This window comes from Gelidibacter japonicus (assembly GCF_010725055.1).
Lineage (GTDB): Bacteria > Bacteroidota > Bacteroidia > Flavobacteriales > Flavobacteriaceae > Gelidibacter > Gelidibacter japonicus.
On sequence record NZ_BJKB01000021.1, the window covers coordinates 24,118 to 49,441 of the forward strand.

The window sequence follows — 25,324 nt, forward strand, 5'->3', positions numbered from 1 at the left end:
CGTTCTTTCAAGATGGCAAAATAGTGGAGATAATTCTACCATTCAAGGTTTCGCAACGTACTCAAATGGAGAAGCGGTAAATGCCTTTTACAAAAATTTTATAAGTACAAATGCATTCAGCGATGCTTCATTCGTGAGGTTGAAAAATGTGTCTTTGACTTACAACATATCTGAAAACTGGACAAAAAATTTCAAATGCAGTATATTTCTTCACGGACAGAACTTATTAACTTTCACAAAATACAAAGGTTTTGATCCTGAAAACCAGTCAACCGCTAATATACCCCCATTAAAGATAATTACTTTGGGCGCGAAAATAACACTTTAAAAAAATTCAATTATGGAAACTAAAACTCATTTTTTCAAATCATACAAGTTGATTATACTACTGTATTGCTATTTTCTTACCATAATATCATGTGAGAAATATGTGGAAGTGGACTTCCCGAACTCACAGCAAACTAGCACTGAAGTATTTGAAGATAATATAACCGCAACGGCTGCTTTAACTAATATATATGCTGAATTACGAGATAATGTACTAATAACAGGGGATGCCCAAGGCTTATCAAATCTTATAGGATTATATGCAGATGAGTTGACTTATTACAGCATTAACATGTTGTTTACAGAGTTCTTTTATACTAATAGCTTAATTTCTACAAATGTGGAGATTTCCACCATTTGGAGTTCCAGTTATAATTTAATTTATCAATCTAATGCAGTCATTGAGGGAGTCACTGATTCTGAAACAATTAGTCTCGAGGACAAAAATCAGCTTATTGGGGAAGCAAAATTCGTGAGGTCTTTAATTTATTTTTATTTAGTTAATTTATTTGGGGACATACCGTACATTACAACAACTGATTACAATGAAAATATAAATGTCGAAAGGATGTCCTCACAGTTAGTATATAATAATATTATATCTGATCTTGTGGAATCTAAAGAATTATTAGGCACAAATTATATAACGTCGGAAAGAATTAGACCTAATAAATTTACTGTTTCATCTCTTTTGTCTCGAGTTTACCTCTATTCTGAAGATTGGGAGAATGCAGAAATGGAATCTTCTTTTGTTATTAATAATGGACCGTATAATTTGAATATGGACATTGATGAAGTTTTTAAGAACAACAGTTCAGAAACCATTTGGCAATTATATCCACAAACCCAAGGTGTCCGTACCAAGGAAGCGGGGACATTTATATTTACAATGGCTCCACCACCAAATGTAGCATTGAGTACAGAACTAATTTCAAGTTTTGAAAACGGGGATAATCGACTTAATTCATGGATAGGAAATGTTTCTGATGGCACAAATACATTTTATTATGCGTATAAATATAAAATTTCAGAAGCACCGTCAGATGAGTATTCAATAATTTTTCGCCTCGCAGAACAATATTTAATAAGGGCGGAAGCCAGAATTCGTTTAAATAATATTACAGGTTCCCAAGAAGATATTAACAAAATTAGAAGTCGGGCAAATCTTCCAAATACGACAGCTTCTAATGAATCTGATTTAACTGATGTTCTTGTTGCCGAACGGAGGTCAGAGCTATTCACAGAACACGGTCATCGTTTTTTTGATCTTAAAAGGTGGGATTTGGAAAATGCTGCTTTGGGGTTTAAACCTGGTTGGGATTCTACTGATGTACTTCTACCTATTCCTGAATCAGAAATTCTTTTGAATGAGAATTTAACCCAAAATCCAGGATACTAATAAATATTTTGATTTCTCACCATGTGATTTTAATCATATGGTGTGTTCACATTCCATCACATTTTACTTATGAAAAAAAATAGTTTTTTTTGGTTTCTAGTCATTTCTATGGGCATAAATCAATGGATGTTTTCGAGTATATCATCAATAAAAATACTATCTTATCAAGAGAACACAACTAATGACAGTTTACTTCTTTATAAAGAAAATGACCATCTTTTTCTTGAATTACCTTCAGACTTTTTAGGCAAAGACATGCTGTTTATGAAGCACGGAAAATATTCCACTGATTATGAAATAGTGCGATGGACAAAATTGGGCAATGATATCCTCTTGGTAAAACCTTTAATAAAATCTCAAGTTGGAAATATCATTTTAGAACGACCTAATGAAATTCCTAATACCGATTTAATTATTAAAAAATTTAATAAAATTGATTTTATAGTTGAAAATGGAATTTATAAAATAGAAGTTTCGTCACTTTTCATGAATACCCCTTCCGGATTACCTGGTAATGATATAGTAATTCAACAGGACTTATCTTTTATAAATGATACTCACAAAATAGATAATGAACTAATTATAAACACGACAATAACAACGGCTAAAGAGAATGTTCAAAAAACTTCTGATATTGTTTTCAGTTTAGCAGTTTTACCAAACCCTATGAAATCTCGCTTATTTGACCATAGGATGGGTTTGTTCATGGACACAGGTATTAATAATGATTATTCAGAATCTGGTAATTCCGCAATTCGAAGATGGCGCTTGGAGAAAAAAGACAAATCTAAAAGGTTTTCAGATCCTACCAATCCAATTGTTTTTTATTTTGATATCGATACACCTGAAAAATGGAAACCATTTATTAAGGCTGGTATTGAGGAATGGTTGCCAGCTTTTGAGGCTGCGGGATTTAGCAATGCCATACAAGTAAAGGAGCTACCTGATGGGAATAATGATATATACTTAAACTCGATAAATTATTCAATTATTCGATGGGACAATAGAGAAGGTTACAGAAATTTGCGTGATTTTGGATTAGGAACTGTAAATGAAATCGTTGATTTTAGAACAGGAGAAATCTTAAAATCAGATATTATTATATCCTCTGATTTAATTTATCAAAATATGATGGATGAATATATTGTAAGATGTGCTCCAGTAGATGATGAAGCACAAAGTTATCCAATATCAGATGAAAGAATTGGTTGGTTAATTCAGCAGACAATTGCCCATGAAGCTGGTCATGCTTTTGGCATTATGGATGCCAATTATGGAGAGTATACATATCCTTTTGATAAAATGAGATCAAAAGACTGGCTTGCAAATATGGGTTTTACTCCTAGCATAATGAATTATACGAGATACAATTATGTAGTTCAGCCTGAAGATAGTATTCCTCCATATCTTTTATTTCAAAAAGTGGGGCCAACCGACATATATAATATTAAATATGCATATTCACAATTTAACAACATTTGGACACCCAAAGATGAAATACCATATTTAGAAAAAATAATTCGCGAACAAGATGTTGAGCCATGGTACAAATTTAACCGAGGTCGCTTTCCGGTCGAAGGACCAGACAGTACAGATGAAGTTGTTGATAACAATGATCCAGTGGGTTCAGTTGAATTAGGTTTAAAAAACTTAAATAGAACTTTTAAACTGTTGCCTAAAATTACAAAATATGAAAAGGATAATAAAGCTTTGGAACGTCTTTATAATTATAGTCTAAAATTATGGCTTAATCAAATGAGGCAGATTGTATCATTGATTGGTGGTCAAACTACACAATATAAATCAAGTGAACAGAAAGGATCTCTGTATACCCCGATTCCAATTTCTATACAGCAAAAGGCATTAGAATTTATAATAAATGAGGTATTTAACAATCCCAACTTTCTATATCATCCTGAAATTACTAATCGATTTGAATATCAAGGAAATTCAATTGAAATAATTTCTAATCAACAAATAACTATACTCTATGATTTGTTATCTGATGATCGTTTGAAAAGAATGGAAGAAATGGAGTTGCAGATGGGAAAGCCTAAAATGGTGGAAACTTTTTTAGAAAAATTACAGGCAGGGATTTGGAATGAATTGAATTATGATGAAATAAAAATTGATCCATACAAAATGGAATTACAAATGGCTTATTTAGAGCTTTTCCAAAAAGTCATTGCTAAAAAAGACAAAAAATATATCATTAATTCAATTGCAGACTCATATAATCGTTTTACAGATCATTCCGTAAGTGAAGTATTCTCACAGCTTCTCAAACTGGAACTTCTTATCGCAAATTGTATAGAAAAATCTAAAGATGATAAGATTCAAGCGCATCTGAAATTATGCCTCATCAAAATAAACAGTATTAAAATCCAATAAATATTGCAATTTAGTTTTAATTGTAAATTTTGAGAAATCATCCAAATAGACAGATTTCAATTTAAATCATGAAAAATGAAAGAAATTAAAAATATTCGTAAAAAGTATCTAAAACTAACAGATATAAAAATATTAATATTTTTATATCCAGCTATACTAATTTGCCAGAATAAGGAAAAAAAAGATTTAAATCCCATTGATTATTACAAATGGGAAACATTATATACCCCCAAAATATCACCAACTGGTAATTGGGCAACTTATAAATTGGTTGACACAAAAACAAATTCCTTGGTTTTACACAATATAAAAACAAATAAGAGATTTGTTTTTCCCGAAGGGAATCGTGATACTTTCTCGCAAAACGGTAAATGGTTCACATGTATTCAGGGAAGAGATTTAATCGTTTTCAACTTATTAAGTGAAGACAAAAAAATAATAAATGGAGTCCATTCATACAAACTTTCCAATAATTCGTTGAATTTAGTGTATTTACAAGGTGAAGAAGGAAACGGTAAGGATCAAAAAGCAATTCTATTAGAACTTAACAATGATAGAGAATATTTTTTCGAAAATGTGGTAGATTATGAATTCAATGAAAAAGGAGATATGCTAGCTATCACTTCCCATGATGCCAGTGGAAATAGCATCTATTTGGCGAGATCAACAAATAAATGGTCAAGCGAAAAATTAATTGAAAAGAGTCCAAATTTATTTAAGAAACTTACATGGTCTGAAAGCAGTGATTCATTGGCGTTTTATGAAGAAATTGAGAATGGTGACAATAATATTGTGCATTGGTTTAAGAGCTTGCCCAATATTCTTAATCATTTCATTTTTAATCCTAATATTGAAAATTCTTCATATTCCAAATTTACTGTAGTAAATACGTTACGGACATTCTTATACATATCTAAAGACAATGAAAGACTTCTTTTGTCTGTTAAGGACAAAAAAACCAATTACTATAGTAATCCATTTAATTCCAAAGTTCAAGTATGGAACGCTTCAGATCGATTTAGCTATGCCCAAAATGATACAAGTTTTGACCAAGAAAACCCACCTATTTTGGGCGTTTGGAACCCTTCGAAGCAAACATTCAAAAAAATGGGGGATAAGGCAAATTCAGTTTGCTTTTTTGGGGATAATTCCAATTATATTTATTCTCACAGTTTAACATGGGATTTGAATCCGGATGCACCTATAAAACCAGAAGTATATGTTTATGATGTAATCTCTGAAAAAAGAGAACGAGTGCTTGCAATGGAGCAACGGTCGGAAATTAAATTGTCCCCTTCAGGTAATTTTCTTTGTTATTTTGACCAGAAGGATTGGTGGGTCTACAACACTATAAAAGGAACTAGAATTAATCTGACAGATGGTCTTTCTGTGAACCTTTTAAATGAAGAGCAATCAAGAGCATTTCCAATGTCTTCTTATGGTAGTCCTGGTTGGTCGGCCGATGAAACAGAGATGCTAATCTACGATAAGTACGATATATGGGCAATTACTCCAGACGGAAAGAAAAAAAGAAAACTTACGGATGGAAGAAGTAATAATGTAAGTTACCGTATTTATGATATGGTGAATGATTTTTATATTCCTTCAAATCCAGGGGATATATCTGGCCGGGGGCATCGTTCTTATAATCTTGAAAAAGGTATTGTGTTACTAGGTAATAGCCATAAAGATTTAAGTAATGGATATTTTATTCTAAAAGATAATACCCCTTTAGATACACTGATTTATACAAATAATTATATTTCCGACCTTCGAAAGGCATCATCTTCTGAAGTTTATATCTATAAAGAAGAGAATTTTGACAAGCCCCCTAGTTTGAAATCTTTGAATTTGAAAAAAAAGATTACCAATCTATTATACCAAAGCAATTCACAACATTATGAATACAAATGGGGGAAATCCGAACTAATCAATTATTATACTCAAAACGGTAATGAATTAAAGGGCGCACTTTTTTACCCTGCTAATTTTAATCCGGAAAAACGTTATCCTGTAATTGTATTTATATATGAAATTATGAGTCCGCACCTTAACAAATATGAAAATCCCTCCTTGCATAGTAGTGGGGAAATTAATATTTCAAATTTTACAACTCAAGATTACTTTGTATTTTGTCCAGACATTGTATATAAAATGGGTAACCCAGGTATTTCGGCTCTAGAATGTGTCACAAGTGGTGTAGAAAAGCTTAAAGAAAGGAAATATATTAATGACAAACGGATTGGATTATATGGCCACTCTTTTGGAGGATATCAAGCATCTTTTATTTCCACTCAAACCAATATGTTTACAACAGTAGTGACCGATGCTGGCTATCATGATTTGTTAAGCTCCTATCTTTCAATGGCATGGTTATGGAGTGTTCCACAATCCTTTAGATATGAAAATTTTTCTATGAGATTCAGGGACACTTATTTTAATAAACCTGAACTATATGAGAGGAACTCACCCATCCACAACATTACTACACTTGACACACCTATATTAAGCATTACTGGTAATCAGGATACTAATGTCAACTGGGAGCAATCTGTGGAACTATATAATGCTATGCGCATTTTGAATAAGGAAAATATTATGCTCATTTATCCAAACGAAGGACACGTTTTAATGGCTCCTGAAAACCAAGTTGATTTCAACTACAAGTTATTTGATTGGTTTGGCTATTATTTGAAGAATAGTCCAAAATCGGAATGGATGAAATCAAACAAAGAAAAAGAATTTTAAAAGTTAGATAAATTTCAAAGAAGATCAATTACGTGCATAAGTCAACGAAAAATGACGCTAGCAAATTAGAAGTTTTTCATAATCTATTATTTTGAATTAGTCCTTCAAGCCTTATGCTATTAATTGCCAAGCACGAGTATGCTGATGTGCCAAAAGCAGCTCGTGCTTTTTTAAATTCTTAAGATATATTCCCAAAATATTTTACGATGTCAACAACACTACAAAAACGCGATGCAGTGATTATTTTCATACTTATCATGGCTATCGCAATATTTTATGGACTGATAAAACTAATTAATATATGGCAGTTCTGAACCTTAACCAGATTTGGCTCAAAATTAAAATCAAGCTCGGAAAACTTAAACGGCAGTCAGATTTCATAGTAAACTGGTTAATAACGTCTAAAAAAATAAATTTCAATACCTATGTTATACATATAACCGCGTTTGTTAAATATCCATGGTTTATTCCATCACAGCAGTCTAGCGAAGAAGGGCCATTGCCCACAGTCATTATATTCTCTTCAAATCCAAATGTAATAATACAGGGGATGCCAATAGAACAAGGCAATTTAAAAGAGAAATGGTGCTCGTATTTTAATGCGCCAATATGGTATTATAAAACGGCTGTCGATTTCGTCCAAAGAATTCAACTACCAAATTCAGTGATGAAATTAAAATTGGAAGGGAAAATATTTTATACCACTTGTACCGAAAACAAATGCTTACAATCTGAAGAATTCCAATTTCAAGTGGAAATTTAATAATAAAAAAGCAATGAGATGATTGTCCATCAAATCGAATAAATATCAATCAAAATTCCTCTATCAAGAAGAATATAATTAATAGCAAGAAGTTCTTTTGCCCCTAAAAAAGAAAATCCAAACAGAAATATTAATCGAAAAAAAATCTTTTGAAACACTATCTTAACCTAATAACAGATTTAGAAAACGATCTAACAAATCTCGAAAACCAACAAAAGAACCTTTTAGTTCAGACAGAATTAGCGGTAAAATCCTGCAAACAAACCTTATCCGAATTACAAAAGTGGGTAGAAAAAAATGGCTTTGATTCCATCAACGAAGAAATGGAGTTTTTCAAGTCTGTCAAACCCAAAGTAGTAGCCAAATTGATTTACTACATTGAATACTTTAACATCCAAAGCAAACGTCCCAAAGGCGTTAAGAAAAAACTACAGTTAAAATATCTCAACACCCAAATAATAAAAATGCAAGAATACTATAATCTAAATATGGAATTCTATTATTACTATCTCAAAGATGACACGAGCCTGGACAGGCAATATTTTTTTAGGACGAAACAAAAAAGTCCGCCTAAACATCGAGACCTATCACTTCTTCACCGACCATAAATTTTCTACAAGTCACGACAACACTGTGGCCACAATCATAGCCTATGAACAACTGATATCAAAATTACAAGCAGACATTAATACCTTAACACCACAAACTATGGAAGTCACCAGTGCCACCAAGGCATTCCAAAACCACCAAAAACTAAATTGGACCGGTACCAAAACTGATTTAACAGAGCTTATCTATGCCCTACATTCAAGCGGCGCCATCAACAATGGCAACGTAGACATCAAGGATATTGCATTGTCCCTCCAGGACACTTTCAACATCGAGTTGGGCAATTACTACCACAGTTTCACCGAAATCCGCACCCGAAAAATCAATCAAACCAAATTCCTCGACAAGCTAAAAGAATCTCTGGGCAAATACATCAAATCCCTTGATGATTAACACTTTCAGATATTTCGAAATATGTTACAATTAAAATTCATGATTATAAAATTTATCGTTTTCACTATATTTAATTACTTGAACATAACCTAAAAAGCAAGTATAATCTGTAAGATGTCAGAGATTGTTAATGATAGACAAGTATTTTCCTTATTGGAAGTAACTAAAAGCATTCAAAAAACAATTGCTGATAGATACAAAAGCGCCTTTTGGGTCAAAGCAGAAATGAACAAACTGAATCATTACAGTCAGTCTGGCCATTGCTTTCCGGAATTGGTAGAAAAGGCAAATGGGAAGGTAATCGCGGAAATTAAATCTACGCTATGGCGCGATGATTACTTGAACATCAATAATAATTTCATTAAAACACTAAAAGAGCCTTTAAAAGATGGAATCAAAATTCTTTTTTTGGCAAAGGTAAATTACACGCCAACCTACGGTTTGTCACTTCAAATTCTCGATATCGACCCAAGCTATACCTTGGGAGATTTGGAAAGGGAAAAGCAAGAAACCATTAAGAAATTAAAGAATGAAAATAGTTTCGATAAAAACAAGAAACTTCGTTTACCCTTACTGCCACAGAGAATCGCCATCATTTCAGTGGAATCCAGTAAAGGTTATGCCGACTTCTTACGAGTGTTGGACACCAATTCTTGGGACTACAAATTTTTCCATTACCTATTTCCATCAATCCTTCAAGGTGAAAATGCGGTAAAATCCATGCTGGCCCAATTAAAGCGCATCGAAAAAGTAAAAAGTCATTTCGATGTTGTGGCGATTATAAGAGGTGGTGGTGGAGATGTAGGCCTTTCCTATTATAACAATTACAGTTTGGCCAAAGCAATTGCAGAATTTCCATTACCTGTAATTACCGGGATTGGACATGCCACCAATGAAACAGTCGTCGAAATGATTTCCTCCACAAATGCTATCACTCCAACAAAAATCGCAGAATTTTTATTACAGAAGTTCCACAATTTTTCAGTTCCCTTGCAAAGAGCTCAAGACAAAATAATCGATAAATCCCGTCGATTATTGCTAGAAGAAAATACAGGATTCAATTCGGAAGTAAAATTATTCAAATCAGTCACAGAAAACATCTTATTGGAAAATCGCAGCGACATTAAAGGCCTTCAAAATTTAATTGCACAGCAAATAAAGTTCATTTTCAATAATAGCAAAGAACAATTAAGTCAATTAAAGAAATCCATCATAAGGGAATCATTAAGTTATTCAGCAACCAAAAAACAAGAATTACTCCAGTTCATTCTGTTTTTGTGAAAAGACAGTTCAATATTTCTTGAAAAAGCACAGGTGGAGCTATTGAATATTGAAAAAAACATCAACAACATGAGTCCACAAAGCGTTTTAAGAAGAGGCTTTAGTATCACATCCTACAATGGAAGGGCAATTAAAAATGTTGCCAGTTTAAAAGAAGGAGAAACCCTGGAAACAAAATTATTTAAAGGCACAATAAAAAGTATTGTAAAATCAACCAATAACAAGTCAGACAATGAATGAAGAACCTAAATACACAGAAGCATTTACCGAACTCCAACAAATAGTGGAAGACATCGAACAAGGCGAAATATCAGTAGACGAGCTTTCCGAAAAAGTCAAGAGAGCAGCATTATTAATCAAAATCTGCAAAACCAAACTCACCACCACCGAAGAAGACGTCAACAAAATCCTTAAAGAACTGGAATCTTCCAATAATGACGAGGATTAATTTTAAGAAATTATTTTTATAAACACCACCACCCAATTCACACCCAACTTGGGTGTTATTTTGTTTAAAATCCAGTTCATACGATTTGATACTTTATTTCGAAATCAATCGAAATCATTAAAAATAAGTAGCAATAAAACACATTAAAAATAATGAATCCATAATCGTTCCCACTACGGGTGAATCGTGTGAATAAATTCGCACAAACACCACCAATTTTGCCTAACGAAAGTCAAATCGCTAGATTCTTCAGCTCCGATGAATTCAAATAAAAAGGAGAAAATATCCTGCAAATGCTTATGCATTTGGTGTGATTAATAGCAGCCGAGAAATCCCCGCAAGTGCGGGGTTTCTTTTCAGCAAATAAAAAAGACTAGTGAAAATGGCTTTCAAAAAAATCTAACAAAAAACAAAAAAAACCTAAAAATGGCAGCAAACATTATCACGACAGAAGACCTACATGTATTTAAATTGGAACTATTGGAAGACATCAAAACACTGATCAATCACCAGTCCGGTAAGCTTTCCAAAAAATGGCTTAAATCCCCAGAAGTCCGAAAACTATTAGACATCTCCCCAGGAACATTACAAAACCTCCGCATCAATGGCACATTACCATATACCAAAATAGGAGGCGTCATCTATTACGACCACGACGAAATTCACAAAATCCTAACCGAAAATCGAATCCATAATAAGTTCTAACACATTAATTGATGAAGATTTTTAATTCGCCATCGTTTTCGACTTCGGGACCCATAGGCATGATAAATCGTAAAAACAAAAAGCTGTTTGAGAGTTTGAGAAGCAAACTCGAGTTCTTTTTGTTTCGATTTTCATGACGGAATGGGTGAAGAAGAAAAGGCAGGCTAGCGTTTTTTGTTTCTTTTTTGGGCAATGCAAAAAAGAAAGGAATAATATGAAAAGTATAAATTATATCAAGCATTTGAATGGGGTATTTCACCACTTCTCCAAAGACCATAGGCTCAATTCAACCCACATAAGCCTTTACATGGCACTATTTCAATTATGGAACAGCAACCGCTTTGTAGACACCTTTTACGTGAGTAGAGAAGAAGTTATGGAATACGCCAAAATAGGCTCAAAATCCACCTATCACAGATGCATCAAAGAACTAAATCACTGGAATTACATCGTCTATTTTCCATCCCACAATCCATTCAAAGGGTCAAAAATAAAGATGCTCAAATTCGAGACAACCTCTGGACAAGTAGAAGTCAACTACAATACCAAAATCGAGACAAGCAATGGACAAGCAGTGGTACCTATATATAAACATATACAAACATTAGAAAACAGTAAAAACAATAATAAACGGGAAATTTTAAAAAATTCAAATGTTGAAGATTTTGAAAACGAAAACAAACAACCCCCAACAGTTCCAAATACGGACAACCTAAAAACAACCAAAAACAAAAATTATAACGAACCCCTTTAGCCATCCGCGAAGTCAAAGTAAATAGCTTGTCAGTTCGAGTCCCCTCAAAGAGGGCGTATCGAGAACCTAACGAAATTTCAAATGCACAACAATCCACACATCATCATCGAAAAAGGGGTAGAGTACCACCTCGGCACACTGCACGGCGACACCATTCAATACGACTTTCAAAAAATGCTAATCTACCTAAACCACAAAGGCAAATTACTCTTCGGTAAAAACTTCAAAATTTACGAAGAAGATGAGGTAATCCTGTTCAAGCTTTGTATATATCTCATCAAGGACCACGAATATTGCGCCAAATTTAACATCGACCCCAATAAAGGAATTCTTCTTTCAGGACCAGTAGGTTGTGGTAAAACAAGCCTAATGAAATTATTGCATCACATCGTCCCACACCAAAAACCCTACGAAGTCATTCCAGCACGCAATATCACATTTTCCTTCAACAACCAAGGCTATAAAACAATAGAAGAATACGGCAACACCAACTACTACTGCTTCGACGACCTAGGAGTTGAAACAACCGGAAGGCATTTCGGTAAAGACTGCAATGTGATGGGAGAAATCATCCTCTCCAGATACGACCTCTACCTAAAAAACAAAACCAAAACCCACGCCACCACCAACCTAAACGCCCAAGAACTCGAAGATCGTTACGGCAACCGGGTCCGTTCAAGAATGCGTCAACTCTTCAATTTAATTGCCTTTGAAGAAAAGAGTGCGGATAAACGAAAATAACTCACACCACCGACACAACACCACCTCAATACCCACAAAACTCCATCAATAAACAAAGGTATAGTTTACCCACGTTTCTTGAACGAAGGTGAAAAATTCAAAAAAACGCCCTCGTTAAGAATGTTTCCTTTTGCATATTCCGTAGTAAACACCAAATTAAACTTTGGCAAAAAATGTTAAGATTTGCCAAAACTTAACGGATATTTTATCGCAAATATCTTATTAAAAAATAATTTACGATTGTTATTTCAATCAAAAATAGTATATTTGTCTGTAATAACAAACATTTTGGTTATGAATAAGAAAAAGCAAATACTCTTTCCAAAACATCAAGATATTTTAAAACAAATGGGAGAGAATTTAAAACTGGCTCGTAAGAGAAGAAAACTGACTCAAGAACAAGTGGCCGAAAGAGCGGATATTGTTAGAAGCACACTGTATCTCATTGAAACAGGTAGTCCAAGTGTGACGATAGGCGCCTATTTCAATGTGCTACGAGTATTGGGTCTGCAAGACGATTTTCTAAAACTTGCTGCAGACGATGAATTTGGAAGAAAACTCCAAGACCTAGATTTATTATAAAATAAGCGTTAGTTCGAGTGTCACGCTTTTGCGTGAAGTATCCAGAACATCAAACTAGAATATAAAATGGCATTAGGAAAACAAGACATATACATATACGCTCATTGGAAAGGCTTGGAGAAACCTGAATTAATAGGCATCTTGTCAACATTGGCCGCCAAAGGGAAAAAGGCCTTTAGTTTTGAGTACGACAAAACCTGGTTAAAGTCCAAACAGCAAATGTTGCTAGACCCGGACATACAATTCTATGGTGGTCCGCAATACCCAAACAATAAAGAAAATTTTGGAGTGTTTCTAGACAGCATGCCCGATACTTGGGGGCGAACTTTAATGAAACGCAGAGAAGCACAGCAAGCAACAGAAAAAGGAGAAAAAACAAAAACGCTTTATGAAATTGATTACTTATTAGGCGTATATGACGAAAGTCGTATGGGAGCGTTACGGTTCAAAACAGATCCACAAGGGCCTTTTTTAGACGATGATAAACAAAATCCAACACCTCTTTGGTCTTCCATTAGAGAACTACAAGAAGCAGCAAAGAATTTTGAGAACGATGACGATAATGAGGAAACAAAAAAATGGCTGGCAATATTAATGGCTCCAGGCTCATCATTGGGAGGCGCAAGACCAAAAGCCAATATTTTGGATGATAACAATGAATTATGGATAGCCAAGTTCCCTTCCAAAAATGATACGATAGATAAAGCAGCTTGGGAATACCTCGCATATCAATTAGCAATACAAGCAGGCATCCATATGGCACCATCTAAAATTGAAAATATTTTAGGCAACTATCATACATTTTTCACCAAGCGATTTGACCGAGCGGAAGGCGGACGAATCCTCTTTGCATCAGCTATGACGATGACGGGCAACAATGAAGATACCATTCGCGATAACCCAGCAAGCTATTTAGAACTGGCAGAATTCATTCAAAATTATGGAGCGATGGTCAATGATAATTTGGAGCAACTATGGCGTAGAATAGTCTTTAACATTGCCATCTCCAATACCGACGACCATCTCCGAAACCACGGATTCATTTTAACAAGTCAAGGATGGATCCTATCTCCAGCATATGATATTAATCCATCCATAGACAAAGAGGGTTTGGCACTTAATATCGATATGGATAATAATGCATTGAATTTTGAATTAGCGAAAAATGTAGGAGAATTTTTTCGGTTAGATGGTAAGCAAATGGATAAAATCATAAAGGAGGTAGTGTCAGTAGTGACAACTTGGAAAGAGGTTGCTAAAGAAATTGGTATTCCCAACAAAGAACAACAATTAATGAGTAAAGCATTTAATGTTTAAGAATGAAAAAACTAACCAGATTATTAGACTCTGTTTTTTAGTAATAGCTTTTTCTAAAATTTCTCCCCTAGGATTATTTTTTTCATCCCTTAATAGCTATTACGTTTAATCAGCGTGTTCAATTTCCAGCCCACCTCCGGCACATGCTCATTCCTTCGTTCCGTGCCTCCACTCATTCATTCCCAAGAGCCTCCAGTTCCCCGCAGTACTAGCAGTAATGACAATTATAATTACATGTTTTAAAGTTGTCATTGCGGTCATTACTGCCAGTACTTTTAGCCTTTGCCCTCAAATCCGTACAAAATCAAATCCGTCTTCCCCACAATCTTCAGTACAAAACTTGAAAATCTAGGAGGGCAGGTAATAAGGTGTTCGTCAGTCGTTCCATTTTGTTCCATAAAACATATCTGCAAGCCACCTATCATTTTCAAGTGTCATTGCGAATGTAGTGAAGCAACCTCACATTTATGAATACTTTGTTCTTAAAACGGCTTGCATATACCATAAATAGCACCACTGCGGCGACACGTCCTCGTTGGTGCTATTTATTTGTTTTATTCCACACATTCTCTCCTTCCTCAACCGCAGCTACTCTTGTACCCAAACCCAATAAGGTTTCGCTGCGTGAGCGTTTTTATTGGGTACAACCGCTGCTTCACTTTATGCGAGCCTGCGGGTCGCTTCGGGCAAAACCCACAGTAATTCCGTTTTCAATTTAAAACTTGAGTCTTTCATTTACCTTTCGTGCTCATTTAATATTCCGAACATATAAAACTGTGGGTCTGCGGGTGTCACATTTTTTGAACCTCTCAAGTTTGCAAATAAGATAGCCCCATCATCGCGAAAGGGGGAACATCTTTTATTTGCACCATACTTTTGCTTGCATTGTATATTTTGAGTCTTCAAGGGCTATCCTATTTTGCAATGTGTCCACAAGAGCAACTCATTCAGTCAGCCAATTCCATCCAGCGCTTAATCGTTTATACATTCCGGGGTTGCCTTCCATAATTTTGAAAATAAGGTCACCTCAACATATTAATATCATCAAATTCCTTATTTACCTCAAGCAGGGCAATCCCAGAATGAAAACGATTCCCAAGCCTTCCATTGGTCTCCTTCATTCCTTGCACTTGCCCTAACTTGAATATTTCGGATATTCCATGAAAATACGTCTGGGTACATTGTTAAAATCAAAAAAATGCGCCACCCTTGCGGTAAACCGTAGGTGTGGTACGCCCTTTTGCAGAAATATGCAACGGGCTATTTACCACACCACCCTCGCTCAACTCGCAGCCGGCTCGCGCCTTTTAGATTACCTGCTGAAGAAAAACTATATTAAAAAAATAATAAAAGTCAAACTGAATCCGATTGAGTAAAAAATTAAAAACTCAAACATAGAGCAAAGGTACAGGCGTGCGGATGCGAGAGCCACAAGGGTGCGCTTCGCCTGATGAAAAAAATCTCCACCCTCACTTTTTTTACAATTTAAAATTTAAGCAGATAAAACTGTAGACTGCCACTGAACACTGTAGACTGAAAATCGGGTAGTATTTTTTCCACAGCCCTTGCACCAATCGCACCGTCCTGTGAAAAAAAGCACTATGTTCAAGTTATTATATAGCGTCCGTTTAGGTAGCCGGTGGTTACTGGCGGGCATACGTACATCGGGCAGTCCATTCCATTTAGGTGTTCATCACGTTGGCTTTAAAGAGTACACGGTGCGCATCTTTTGGTTAGAATGCTGTCTTTCAGAGCTCCCTTTTTAGGGGGCTTTTTTTTAATCGTTTCTGAAGAAAAACAATATTGATTTTGATGTCAATATTTAGGATGATGAAACGAAAAAGCCCAGGATAATTCTGGGCTTTTAAGTGCTATTAATCATCGTTTGAAAAGTTTCTTTGCCAAACACTTCAAAAGCATCGAGGCAATAAAACTGGCAATGGCTCCGACGAAGGCCATAATCACAGTAACGATGAGGTCATCGGGTCGGATATTGGGGACTACAGCAAAAACAGTACCTCCGACCATACTGATTTTGTCATTGAAAGTGAACGACATCTTTAAAGGTCTTCATCATCTTGAGAATCTACTTCAGTATCCTCACTTTTTACCACAGCTTGACTTACAGCGGTGGCCACAGTACCAGCGACGGTCAAATAAGTGGCGACGGTCACCACAATGGCCGGAAATGAAATCGGTGCAGCAATCACGGCACCACCGACAGCTGCCAAGGCAATACCAATATTTCTCAAAGTCTTAAAGAATTTCGGGGTCGGTTGTTTATAACGGTCTACAATGTTCATGGTTTACAGATTTAATGGTTAATGAAATACTTTCTTTTCGGTCCTGGGCTTGATGCACCAAGGACAATAATTTTTGCAATGCCGGTCGCGATTGAGTGCCTTTTCCAATGCCCGTTAAAACCAAGACTGGAGCAATACAGCCTTCCAGTTCCGCTAAAGCATCATTGGCAGGATGGATGAGGATTAAATTCCGTTTCTCGACACCTTTCAACAATAAATGATGCTGATGATTTGGTGAGTACCTCGGTACAACTTCATAAACACCTTCTGGAATACAGGAGATGCTTCTTTTGTTCTGTTTCCACGGCAATTCAATCGTATGGCATAAAAATGATTGAGAGCAAAAGAGAGTACCAATGGTACCCTCTTTAAAATAAGCTCTCTCAAGCACCAATTCCATGATTATGGAGTATCAATTCCAACAACTCCCAAAGCGTTGAATGCGCCATTCTTTAGCGGATACATCTGCCCATTGACCTCTTGGAAAAATTCCAACCCAACTACTTCGAAGATTGGAAGAGTAGAGTTCGCCGTGAAGTTGGCTGTCAAGGTAATAGGGGCAACGTCAGAGCTGTCCTAAATCAAAATGGCAGTGGATTCACTTCCAAAAACATGTGACTCATTATCGAAATCTAATTCGACACCTCCCACAGAAAGTCTAAAATGGGTTGTTCCAGCTGGGGCTGCAATATTGTTCAATGCCACAAATGCTCCAAAATCCACGACCGCTGTGCCAGCAACACGGTCAATGACAGGTGTGTAATCAACGAATAGCAAGGAAGAAAGTTTTCCATTGATGTTGAATTCAAAGCCACTCATAAGAAGTAAATTTCCACTTGCTGGACTTCGGTCACCACGCTCATTAATGACATCCGATTTTATAACTTCCATCATTTTTTGAGTCAAACGGCTGGTAACACGTTTGTCAGAAGCCTTTTGCATCAGGTTTCGCAATGCCACTCTGATAAGTTTTCCGCCCTTTCCAGCGCGTCCAATTTCAGACCCATTTTCACGCGTTCTCTGAAACGCAGGATCATTCGCTATCCCGATTGGCATCCACGCCGCCTTTTTCGCGTGCTAAATGGCCATCAGACGTTTTGTAAAAGGAAATACCACCAATAGTTCCTTTAAGTTTAATAATTCCGGTTTGTTTTGCCATAATTCAATAATTTTTTGATTATGAAGCAAATCAAGTTAGATTTGTTTGAGGAATTAAATTTGAAATGTCATCTAATCCGAATATGTCATTTTCTGCCAATTGTTCATATATTGATGTAGTATAGATCATAGGTAGATAAAGCATACATAAAGTATTAAAATGAAGATTGTAAGAGTTTGTATATTCCCTAAAGACATACATTGCATCACTGGAAGGAGTGAGCGCTATGGTAGGAAGCTATTACATGAGATTAGGGAACATTTTGATAAAGAACCACACCAATTTATCACGGTGGAAGAATTCGCTGAATATACCGGCATAAAGCAGGAAACAATCAATCAATATTTAGCTTCAAATTCATAAGATTTGGTGTGCTTTATATTGTTCTGAACCTCCGAAAACACTATATTTGTATATCGAAAGTTCAGAAAATCAAATCATTGCAAGTCAACTGAAAAGTTAACATATCGGTTAACACATTTTACAAGGCATCCACAACCATCGATAAATACTCACATAGGAGTATGAGGTTTGAATCCCTCCGTGCGAATGAGAAAAATCAACGTATTGGTACAATTTTAAAAGTAGAACGAGATCAAAGATTAAATTAAAGAAAAAGAAATAGGTAAAAAAAATTATCTTTCAAGTTTCATTTTTAAAACCTCCATATCCTCACTAACCTTTCGCTCTATTACTCGAGCGTAAATTTGAGTAGTGGCAAGCTTGGTGTGGCCCAAAAGTTTCGAAACTGTTTCCATCGGAACACCGTTGGATAAAGTGACCGTCGTTGCGAAAGTATGTCTTGCCATGTGAAATGTTATATTCTTCTTGATTTTACATAGATCTGCAATTTCCTTCAAATAACTATTCAACTTTTGATTGGATAAATTGGGAAGTAATTTCCCCGAATATAATGTTCTAGGGTGATTCTTATATTTATTAATGATCATCTCTGCTTTTTGAAGTAAGGGGATTTTATAGGGAACTCCAGATTTATTCCTTTTGGACATGATCCATTTATTGCCATCTATGCCTTTAACAATATGATCAGAGGTCAATTCCATGATGTCAGCGTAGGATATCCCCGTATAACAGCTAAAAACGAACAGAGCTCTGACCGTTTGAAGCCTTTCAATAGTGGTTTTCAGGTTTTCGATAGCCAATAGTTCCTTATCAGTTAGATAATCTCTGTCCGTTTTCTCCAATTTCATCTGATATCTTTGAAATGGACGGCTTTCGATCCATTCAATGTCATGGGCCATTCTGGTCATTTTCTTGAGTCTTTGGATGTGTTTCATAACGGCGTTGTTTCCTATTTTCCCCTGATAATGTTTGGGTTTGTAGGCTCTAAGAAAGCTTTCGAATCCTAATACAAAGGCATAGTTTAAATCCTGAAGATAGATGTCTGTAGACTTAAAGGCTTTTTTGACATATTCCAGAATATATTTTTGGCTCGTCCTATAGTGGCATAAAGTTTTCTCAGAAAGTTTGTTTTCCATAAGATCATTGTGGTATTTAAATAAATCTCTCATGGAATGGCAAGCCTTGTCTTCGCCTAAAAATCGTGCCTTTACCAACTGCGCCGTGACCACGCGGTGCTGAGTCTTCAATTCGCGATAGGTTTGAATTAAACTGGTTTTGGTGTCGTCGAGAAAAAGATTGATCTGTCGTGCAGTGGTGCCATGACCTTTCATCCTCTGGTATTTGGAATTCCAGCGGTCAATGTTGATCTTTTGGTTGAGGCTTACGTTCGCCTTTTTTCCGTTAATGGTGATTCGCGCATAGATGTTCGATTCATTATTTACGGCTCTGGACGTGTAAATCCAGAAAAGAATTGAAAATGTTACAGAAGTTTTCATAGTTGTCGTCTTAATTGTTAAACAAAATTGAGACGAAAGTCAAATCAACTAGATACTGTATGAGTATAAATATAAGTCACTTTTTTGACATGTTGACGAATGTTGACGATTTAAAAAGCGATGTTGACGAATTGTGAACTAATTAGATGATATAATTTGATATCAATTGAATTAGCTAAAAAACGAAAACCTTGCCAATCAGACGATTAGCAAGGTTTTGTTCTTAATTGGTATCTCTACCAGTGACCCGACTGGGGCTCGAACCCAGGACCCTAACATTAAAAGTGTTATGCTCTACCAACTGAGCTATCGAGTCATTTCTTCAATGAGGGTGCAAATATAAAAGGTTTTATTAATATTCAAACCCTTTTTTTGAAAATTTTTTTGTTTTTTTGCCAAGCCATTGGCTATGTTTTTAAGAATCAATTTATAAGCTGTTTTATGAGTATTGTTTTAATTGGATATATGGGGTCTGGAAAATCTTCAGTAGGTAAGAAACTATCAGAAATGGTCAATTTCAAATTTATTGACTTGGATGATTATATTGAAGAAAAAGAGAAGTTAAGCATAGCACAGATTTTCGAAACCAAAGGTGAAATCTATTTTAGGAAAAAAGAACATTTGTATTTGCAGGAGGTTTTGGAGCTTAGGGATACCATCCTGTCACTTGGGGGTGGAACACCGTGTTATGGCAGCAATATGGACACCATTTTGAAGGCTGAGGGCGTACATAGTGTCTATTTGAAGAGTTCAATCCCAAATCTTGTCAGAAGATTGAATCCTGAAAAAGCACAGAGACCCGTGATAGCACATCTTAAATCAGATGAAGAGTTGACCGAGTTTATTGGGAAACATCTTTTTGAACGTTCTTTTTATTACAATCAGAGCAATCAAACCGTCGTCACGGATGGTAAAAATATTGAGACGATTGCAGAAGAGATTGTCGCTAATTTATTTTAAATAAGCTTCATAGGCTTTCCCGGTTAAAATGACTTCTACATGTTCATGTAGTGAGGTGGAAAGGGAAATGCCTTTAAAATCGGCTTTTACTGGGAATTTCTTATGGTTTCTATTGACAAGTACCGCCGTTTTGAATTGTTGTAAGGGGACATCCAGAAAATGCTTCACGCCATAAATGAGTGTGCTCCCTGAGTTCAGGACATCATCAATAAGAACGATGGATTTGTTCTTATAATCTGATGCAGGGATAGAGGTGGTAATAGGGGTGAGGGGATTTTTCTTATCGATGGTCACCCTGCACAGCACCGATTTTAAATCGGAGATTTTATCCAAATTGGATTTCAGTTTCTCTGCAAGGATATACCCGTTGGAATCAATTCCTGCTAAAATAACTTCAGTGCCATCCACATTGCTCTCATAAATCTGATAGGCAATGCGTCTTATTTTATGGTTGATTTCCTGATGGCTTAGTATGGTTTGTTTTGACGTTGTCATTTTTGGTTCTTGTTTTTTCAAAGATAAATAAAGCGTTCTTTTTAATCGTCATCATTGGTCTCATAAAAATCATCAATATCCCGTCGGTCTTTTTTGGTGGGCCTGCCCACACCTTTTTTTCGATAATAATCTTTGGAAAATTTTAAGAGCTCTTGGGCTTCAAAGGCTTCTTTAGGCGTCGTATCCTTTATGTAAATGTCCACTAGTTTTGCGCCCACACGGCTTGGGGGAATATCGTTGACGATAAGTTGATAATTGATTTGATTTTTCCGTAATTCTACCTTGTCGGTAGCATAAACTTCCCGGCTGGGTTTGGCTGCCTGTCCGTTAATTTTGATGTGCCCTTTTTTGCAAGCTTCTGTGGCAAGGGTGCGTGTTTTGTAGTATCGGACACACCAAAGAAATTTATCGATTCGCATAGTTTAATTTTTAAATCTACGTTAATGTTGTTGTGCAAACATATTATATTGTCGTATCTTGCCGGCAAAAATAAGCAATATTGAATCATTCTTTGCCAGCCCATTTTGTTTGCTCAATTTAATGATTTTTAAGTGTATTGTGTTTTGCTTTTGAAAATGAATAAAATTAAATTGATGAAATTAAAAACCTACGTCCTATCAACTTTATGTTTTTTAGCCCTTCTGTCTTCTTGTAATAAAGACGATGACAATTCTATAGATCTGATTCCAGAGCGGGACCGTACTGAGCAACAAGTGGCCGATTTTGACTCCTTGCAGAAGTATCTGAATACTCACTATTATAACCGTGCAACTTTTTTAGAGCCTGGAGACCATAGTATTTCTGAGCTGATTATTAAGGAATTGCCTAAAGATGACAACGGTAATTATTTGGACATGCCGGATCCTGAGAACAATCAAATGTTAAGTGTGGCGGTGGATATTGACAATCCAAAAACAACAACATATCAAGAAGTAGAATACCAATTTTATATTTTAGAGCTTAATGAAGGTGGGGGAGAAAATCCAAATTTCTCAGATAATGTGAGGATGAACTACAATGGATTTCTTCCTAACGGAACTTCCTTCGATGGTACCGTTACACCAATAGAATTTGATCTGATGACTTTGATTCCTGGTTGGAGGGAGGTTGTTCCTGAATTTAAAACAGCTGAAGGATTTGTTGAAAACGGAGATGGTACCGTAACCTATAATAATTATGGACTTGGAGTCATGTTCTTGCCTTCTGGTTTAGGTTATTACGGAAGCCCGACATCGGTAAGTATTCCATCTTACTCCAATTTGATTTTCAAGTTTGAATTATATCAATATGAAATCAATGACCATGATGGTGATGGCATTCCTTCATATATGGAAGATTTGGATGGAGATAAGAACCTGTATAATGACGATACCGATGGTGATGGTATTCCTAACTTTTTGGATCCTGATGATGATGGCGATCGTATATTGACCAAAAATGAGATGACCAGACAAACCTACACGGTTGATACTAATAATGGTGAACAGGAACCTGCGCTTGCCGAGCATGAGTTTTTAAGAAGTCGCACTGAAACTAATGGAATCGTTACTATCAAAACCTTGAAGTATGTAGATTCTGATGGGGACGGTGTTTGGGATCATCTACAAAAAGATGTTAAAAAAGATTACAGTATTGATGATTAGGTAAAAAGTGCCCTGATACTTCGGGAGTAAATATAAAAAAGGCTATCGTTTTTATGCGATAGCCTTTTTTGTTGTTTATAGAGCAAATGATATGCCTAAGATCAATTGTTCAGGTCTTGTGTCAATCCTGCTTTCAGGGATGCCAAAAGTAGCTTGGTTCTTGCTCAAGCCTTTTTCGTAGCGCAAATCTACACCAAATCCGTTGAAATTAAGTCCGATACCAAAATTTAGCCCGACGGTAAAGTCATTTTCAATGTCGTTAATGGTGATACCCTCAAATTCAGAGTCGATAATGTATTGTAATGATGGACCTGCAAAAACACTGACAGGGCCTAAAACCTTCACGCCAAATAACATGGGTGCATCTATTTTTTTCATTTTAAAAGCATTATTACTGTATTCGCTCTTGGTTTGGGTATAGACCAATTCTGGCTTAAAATAAAATCGGTCTCCAATTTTACCGTACAAGCCCACATGGAATCCAACGTTTTTGTCAGGACTTTTGGCATTGGCTTCAATAGATTCGAAGTAATCGCCATTCCCGTTATAGTTTAAACCTGCTTTGATTCCAAATCCGTCGCCATTTTGGGCAGTCGTGGAAAAGGTAAATGCCGCAATGGCAAAACCTGCCAATACCAAATTCCTCCTCATGCCATGTTTACTTTTGAACTGTTCTTGAAATTTTTTTAAGATTTTCATAATTATCGTTTTTAAGTTTGATGTTCGATATAATCAAAAACGCTGCCAAACAGGAATTATTTTGAGTTGGCCCTTTTTTTAGTGAAGCCCAAAACTTAAAAGCGAAGCGCATTAAGTTTTGATGGCTGAACTAATTCCGCAGAAATGCGGGATCCAAGCCCCTGTCTGCCGACAGGCAGGCAAAACTTAAAAGCGAAGCGCCTTAAGTATTGATGGCTTTAATGAAAGCTATCGAGAATTAAAGAATTCTTTAGTTCGAACCTGTTTAAATTTAAATTCTCCTCCTTTCAAAGGAGGAGTGGCTTCTGCTTCCTTAGAGAAGCAGGAGTCGAGGTGGTTAAAAATTACAGAAACCAAATTCAATTCTACATCCCTGATTTTCTGATTTCATTCGCTTTATTATAGACTTTTATAGTTTTAAAAACCCTTCCGTCTTTAAGCTCTATGCTGAGCTTAAATCCACCTTCCCTTAAAAAGGGAAGGAATTACTTGATCCTGACTTGTTTAAAAAGGAAGGATCATAAAAAAAGGCTTTCTTTATAAAAAAGAAAGCCAATTCTGATATTGAAATTCTATTAAAGTGAAAAGTTGAAATATAGAACTTCTAAATTATAATTCACTTACTTTTTTCTTTTAACCACTTTTTGAGCTGCTTTAATGATGGAAGCACTATTTAAGCCGTACTTTTCCATTAATTGCGCAGGCGTACCAGATTCTCCAAAAGTATCTTGTGTAGCCACAAATTCTTGTGGTGTAGGATGGCTCAAAGCCAAAACACGAGCAACGCTCTCGCCTAATCCGCCAAGATAGTTGTGCTCTTCAGCCGTTACTACGCATCCGGTTTTTTTAACGGATTTTATAATGGCTTCATCGTCCAAAGGTTTGATCGTATGGATGTTGATGACTTCTGCAGAGATACCTTGTTCGTTTAGAGTTTTTGCAGCTTCAAGAGCTTCCCAAACCAAATGGCCGGTAGCAACGATGGTCACATCTGTGCCTTCCGTTAATTGTACTGCTTTTCCAATTTCAAACTTTTGGTCTTCTGCAGTAAAATTAGGTACTGAAGGGCGTCCAAAACGCAAATAAACTGGACCTTGGTGCTCTGCAATGGCGATCGTGGCCGCTTTGGTTTGGTTATAATCGCAGGTATTGATGACGGTCATTCCCGGCAACATTTTCATCAATCCGATATCTTCTAAAATCTGGTGGGTGGCACCATCTTCACCAAGTGTCAAACCAGCGTGCGAGGCACAAATCTTGACGTTTTTGTCCGAATAGGCCACACTCTGTCTGATTTGATCGTAAACACGACCGGTTGAAAAGTTAGCGAAGGTTCCCGTAAAAGGAATTTTTCCACCAATGGTTAAACCAGCAGCCATTCCGATCATATTGGCTTCGGCGATTCCTACTTGAAAGAAACGCTCTGGATGGTTCTTTTTAAAATCGTCCATTTTTAACGAGCCAATCAAATCGGCACAAAGCGCAACAACCTTGTCGTTGGTTTGTCCCAATTCTGTCAATCCCGCTCCAAATCCTGAACGTGTGTCTTTATTTCCTGTATTTGTGTATGTTTTCATAGTAATGCCCGCGAAAGTGGGTATCTGTTTAATTAATTCTTTGATTTTTAATAATCCTTCCTGTTTTGTCCTGAGTCCATTCTAAAAGGATTTTTATAGGTGATATTAAATTGTCATTCATTTTATTTGCTGCCAACTGTTTACTGTAAACTGTCGACTGCTGACTGTCAA

At 36.0% G+C, this 25,324-nt stretch carries 22 protein-coding genes, 1 tRNA gene and 3 pseudogenes; 16 read left to right on the forward strand and 10 right to left on the reverse strand.

What is annotated here, in order from left to right:
* The 14 genes and pseudogenes from G6N06_RS19940 to G6N06_RS17285 form a co-directional block, all read left to right on the forward strand.
* Positions 1-328, forward strand: a pseudogene (locus tag G6N06_RS19940) (SusC/RagA family TonB-linked outer membrane protein); the annotation flags it as partial.
* 12 nt (positions 329-340) lie between these two features.
* Positions 341-1,726 carry a RagB/SusD family nutrient uptake outer membrane protein gene (locus G6N06_RS17220; RefSeq protein WP_163517956.1) on the forward strand — a complete coding sequence of 462 codons (1,386 nt, stop codon included), beginning with the start codon at positions 341-343 and terminating at the stop codon, positions 1,724-1,726.
* A gap of 69 nt (positions 1,727-1,795) precedes the next feature.
* Complete coding sequence (locus tag G6N06_RS17225; protein ID WP_163517957.1) at positions 1,796-4,117, forward strand: zinc-dependent metalloprotease; 2,322 nt, start codon at positions 1,796-1,798, stop codon at positions 4,115-4,117.
* A gap of 75 nt (positions 4,118-4,192) precedes the next feature.
* Positions 4,193-6,865 (forward strand): S9 family peptidase, encoded by a 2,673-nt coding sequence (locus tag G6N06_RS17230; protein WP_163517958.1) that lies wholly within the window; start codon positions 4,193-4,195, stop codon positions 6,863-6,865.
* 550 nt (positions 6,866-7,415) lie between these two features.
* Positions 7,416-7,628 (forward strand): hypothetical protein, encoded by a 213-nt coding sequence (locus tag G6N06_RS17235; protein WP_163517959.1) that lies wholly within the window; start codon positions 7,416-7,418, stop codon positions 7,626-7,628.
* 149 nt (positions 7,629-7,777) lie between these two features.
* Positions 7,778-8,236, forward strand: coding sequence for an RteC domain-containing protein (locus G6N06_RS20040; RefSeq protein WP_163517960.1), 459 nt, complete (start codon positions 7,778-7,780; stop codon positions 8,234-8,236).
* A complete protein-coding gene (locus G6N06_RS17245) occupies positions 8,145-8,630 on the forward strand; it encodes an RteC domain-containing protein (RefSeq protein ID WP_163517961.1) in 486 nt (161 codons plus the stop codon). The genes G6N06_RS20040 and G6N06_RS17245 overlap by 92 nt, the downstream gene beginning before the upstream one ends.
* A gap of 114 nt (positions 8,631-8,744) precedes the next feature.
* Positions 8,745-10,151 (forward strand): annotated as a pseudogene (gene xseA, locus G6N06_RS17250) (exodeoxyribonuclease VII large subunit).
* Complete coding sequence (gene xseB / locus G6N06_RS17260; RefSeq protein ID WP_163517964.1) at positions 10,144-10,359, forward strand: exodeoxyribonuclease VII small subunit; 216 nt, start codon at positions 10,144-10,146, stop codon at positions 10,357-10,359. Before xseA ends, xseB begins: the two are co-directional and overlap by 8 nt.
* 426 nt (positions 10,360-10,785) lie before the next feature.
* Entirely contained in the window at positions 10,786-11,064 is a 279-nt protein-coding gene (locus G6N06_RS17265; protein ID WP_163517965.1) for a helix-turn-helix domain-containing protein, read from the forward strand.
* 214 nt (positions 11,065-11,278) lie between these two features.
* Positions 11,279-11,818, forward strand: coding sequence for a hypothetical protein (locus G6N06_RS17270; RefSeq protein ID WP_163517966.1), 540 nt, complete (start codon positions 11,279-11,281; stop codon positions 11,816-11,818).
* An 81-nt stretch (positions 11,819-11,899) separates the two neighbouring features.
* Positions 11,900-12,559, forward strand: a complete 660-nt coding sequence (locus tag G6N06_RS17275) for a P-loop NTPase family protein (RefSeq protein ID WP_163517967.1) — start codon at positions 11,900-11,902, stop codon at positions 12,557-12,559.
* A 294-nt stretch (positions 12,560-12,853) separates the two neighbouring features.
* Positions 12,854-13,141 carry a helix-turn-helix domain-containing protein gene (locus G6N06_RS17280; RefSeq protein ID WP_163517968.1) on the forward strand — a complete coding sequence of 96 codons (288 nt, stop codon included), beginning with the start codon at positions 12,854-12,856 and terminating at the stop codon, positions 13,139-13,141.
* A 66-nt stretch (positions 13,142-13,207) separates the two neighbouring features.
* On the forward strand, positions 13,208-14,458 hold the full coding sequence (locus G6N06_RS17285) for a type II toxin-antitoxin system HipA family toxin (RefSeq protein ID WP_163517969.1): 1,251 nt from the start codon (positions 13,208-13,210) through the stop codon (positions 14,456-14,458).
* A gap of 1,878 nt (positions 14,459-16,336) precedes the next feature.
* Here the strand turns inward: G6N06_RS17285 and G6N06_RS17290 are convergent.
* From G6N06_RS17290 to G6N06_RS17315, 6 genes and pseudogenes are all read right to left on the reverse strand, one after another.
* Complete coding sequence (locus G6N06_RS17290) at positions 16,337-16,516, reverse strand: hypothetical protein (RefSeq protein ID WP_163517970.1); 180 nt, start codon at positions 16,514-16,516, stop codon at positions 16,337-16,339.
* A 2-nt stretch (positions 16,517-16,518) separates the two neighbouring features.
* The gene (locus tag G6N06_RS17295; protein WP_163517971.1) at positions 16,519-16,761 is read right to left on the reverse strand and encodes a hypothetical protein; all 243 of its coding nucleotides are present in this window, start codon (positions 16,759-16,761) and stop codon (positions 16,519-16,521) included.
* The gene (locus G6N06_RS17300; RefSeq protein WP_163517972.1) at positions 16,739-17,161 is read right to left on the reverse strand and encodes a DUF5675 family protein; all 423 of its coding nucleotides are present in this window, start codon (positions 17,159-17,161) and stop codon (positions 16,739-16,741) included. Before G6N06_RS17300 ends, G6N06_RS17295 begins: the two co-directional genes overlap by 23 nt.
* A gap of 2 nt (positions 17,162-17,163) precedes the next feature.
* Positions 17,164-17,920 (reverse strand): annotated as a pseudogene (locus G6N06_RS17305) (hypothetical protein).
* A gap of 635 nt (positions 17,921-18,555) precedes the next feature.
* Positions 18,556-19,779, reverse strand: a complete 1,224-nt coding sequence (locus G6N06_RS17310) for a site-specific integrase (RefSeq protein WP_163517973.1) — start codon at positions 19,777-19,779, stop codon at positions 18,556-18,558.
* A gap of 243 nt (positions 19,780-20,022) precedes the next feature.
* Positions 20,023-20,095, reverse strand: a tRNA-Lys gene (locus G6N06_RS17315).
* A gap of 125 nt (positions 20,096-20,220) precedes the next feature.
* On the opposite strand from G6N06_RS17315, the gene G6N06_RS17320 reads away from it, so the two are divergent.
* A complete protein-coding gene (locus G6N06_RS17320) occupies positions 20,221-20,739 on the forward strand; it encodes a shikimate kinase (RefSeq protein ID WP_163517974.1) in 519 nt (172 codons plus the stop codon).
* On the opposite strand, the gene G6N06_RS17325 is transcribed toward G6N06_RS17320, so the two are convergent.
* Both G6N06_RS17325 and G6N06_RS17330 read right to left on the reverse strand, forming a co-directional pair.
* Positions 20,731-21,234 carry a phosphoribosyltransferase family protein gene (locus G6N06_RS17325; protein ID WP_163517975.1) on the reverse strand — a complete coding sequence of 168 codons (504 nt, stop codon included), beginning with the start codon at positions 21,232-21,234 and terminating at the stop codon, positions 20,731-20,733. The two genes, G6N06_RS17320 and G6N06_RS17325, sit on opposite strands and share 9 nt — an antisense overlap.
* A gap of 41 nt (positions 21,235-21,275) precedes the next feature.
* Complete coding sequence (locus G6N06_RS17330; RefSeq protein WP_163517976.1) at positions 21,276-21,653, reverse strand: RNA-binding S4 domain-containing protein; 378 nt, start codon at positions 21,651-21,653, stop codon at positions 21,276-21,278.
* A gap of 174 nt (positions 21,654-21,827) precedes the next feature.
* On the opposite strand from G6N06_RS17330, the gene G6N06_RS17335 reads away from it, so the two are divergent.
* Positions 21,828-22,877, forward strand: a complete 1,050-nt coding sequence (locus tag G6N06_RS17335) for an FKBP-type peptidyl-prolyl cis-trans isomerase (RefSeq protein WP_163517977.1) — start codon at positions 21,828-21,830, stop codon at positions 22,875-22,877.
* A 75-nt stretch (positions 22,878-22,952) separates the two neighbouring features.
* Here G6N06_RS17335 and G6N06_RS17340 read toward each other — a convergent pair whose 3' ends face one another.
* Complete coding sequence (locus G6N06_RS17340; protein WP_163517992.1) at positions 22,953-23,528, reverse strand: outer membrane beta-barrel protein; 576 nt, start codon at positions 23,526-23,528, stop codon at positions 22,953-22,955.
* A 668-nt stretch (positions 23,529-24,196) separates the two neighbouring features.
* Positions 24,197-25,153 carry a transketolase family protein gene (locus G6N06_RS17345; RefSeq protein ID WP_163517978.1) on the reverse strand — a complete coding sequence of 319 codons (957 nt, stop codon included), beginning with the start codon at positions 25,151-25,153 and terminating at the stop codon, positions 24,197-24,199.
* Positions 25,154-25,324 lie beyond the last annotated feature (171 nt).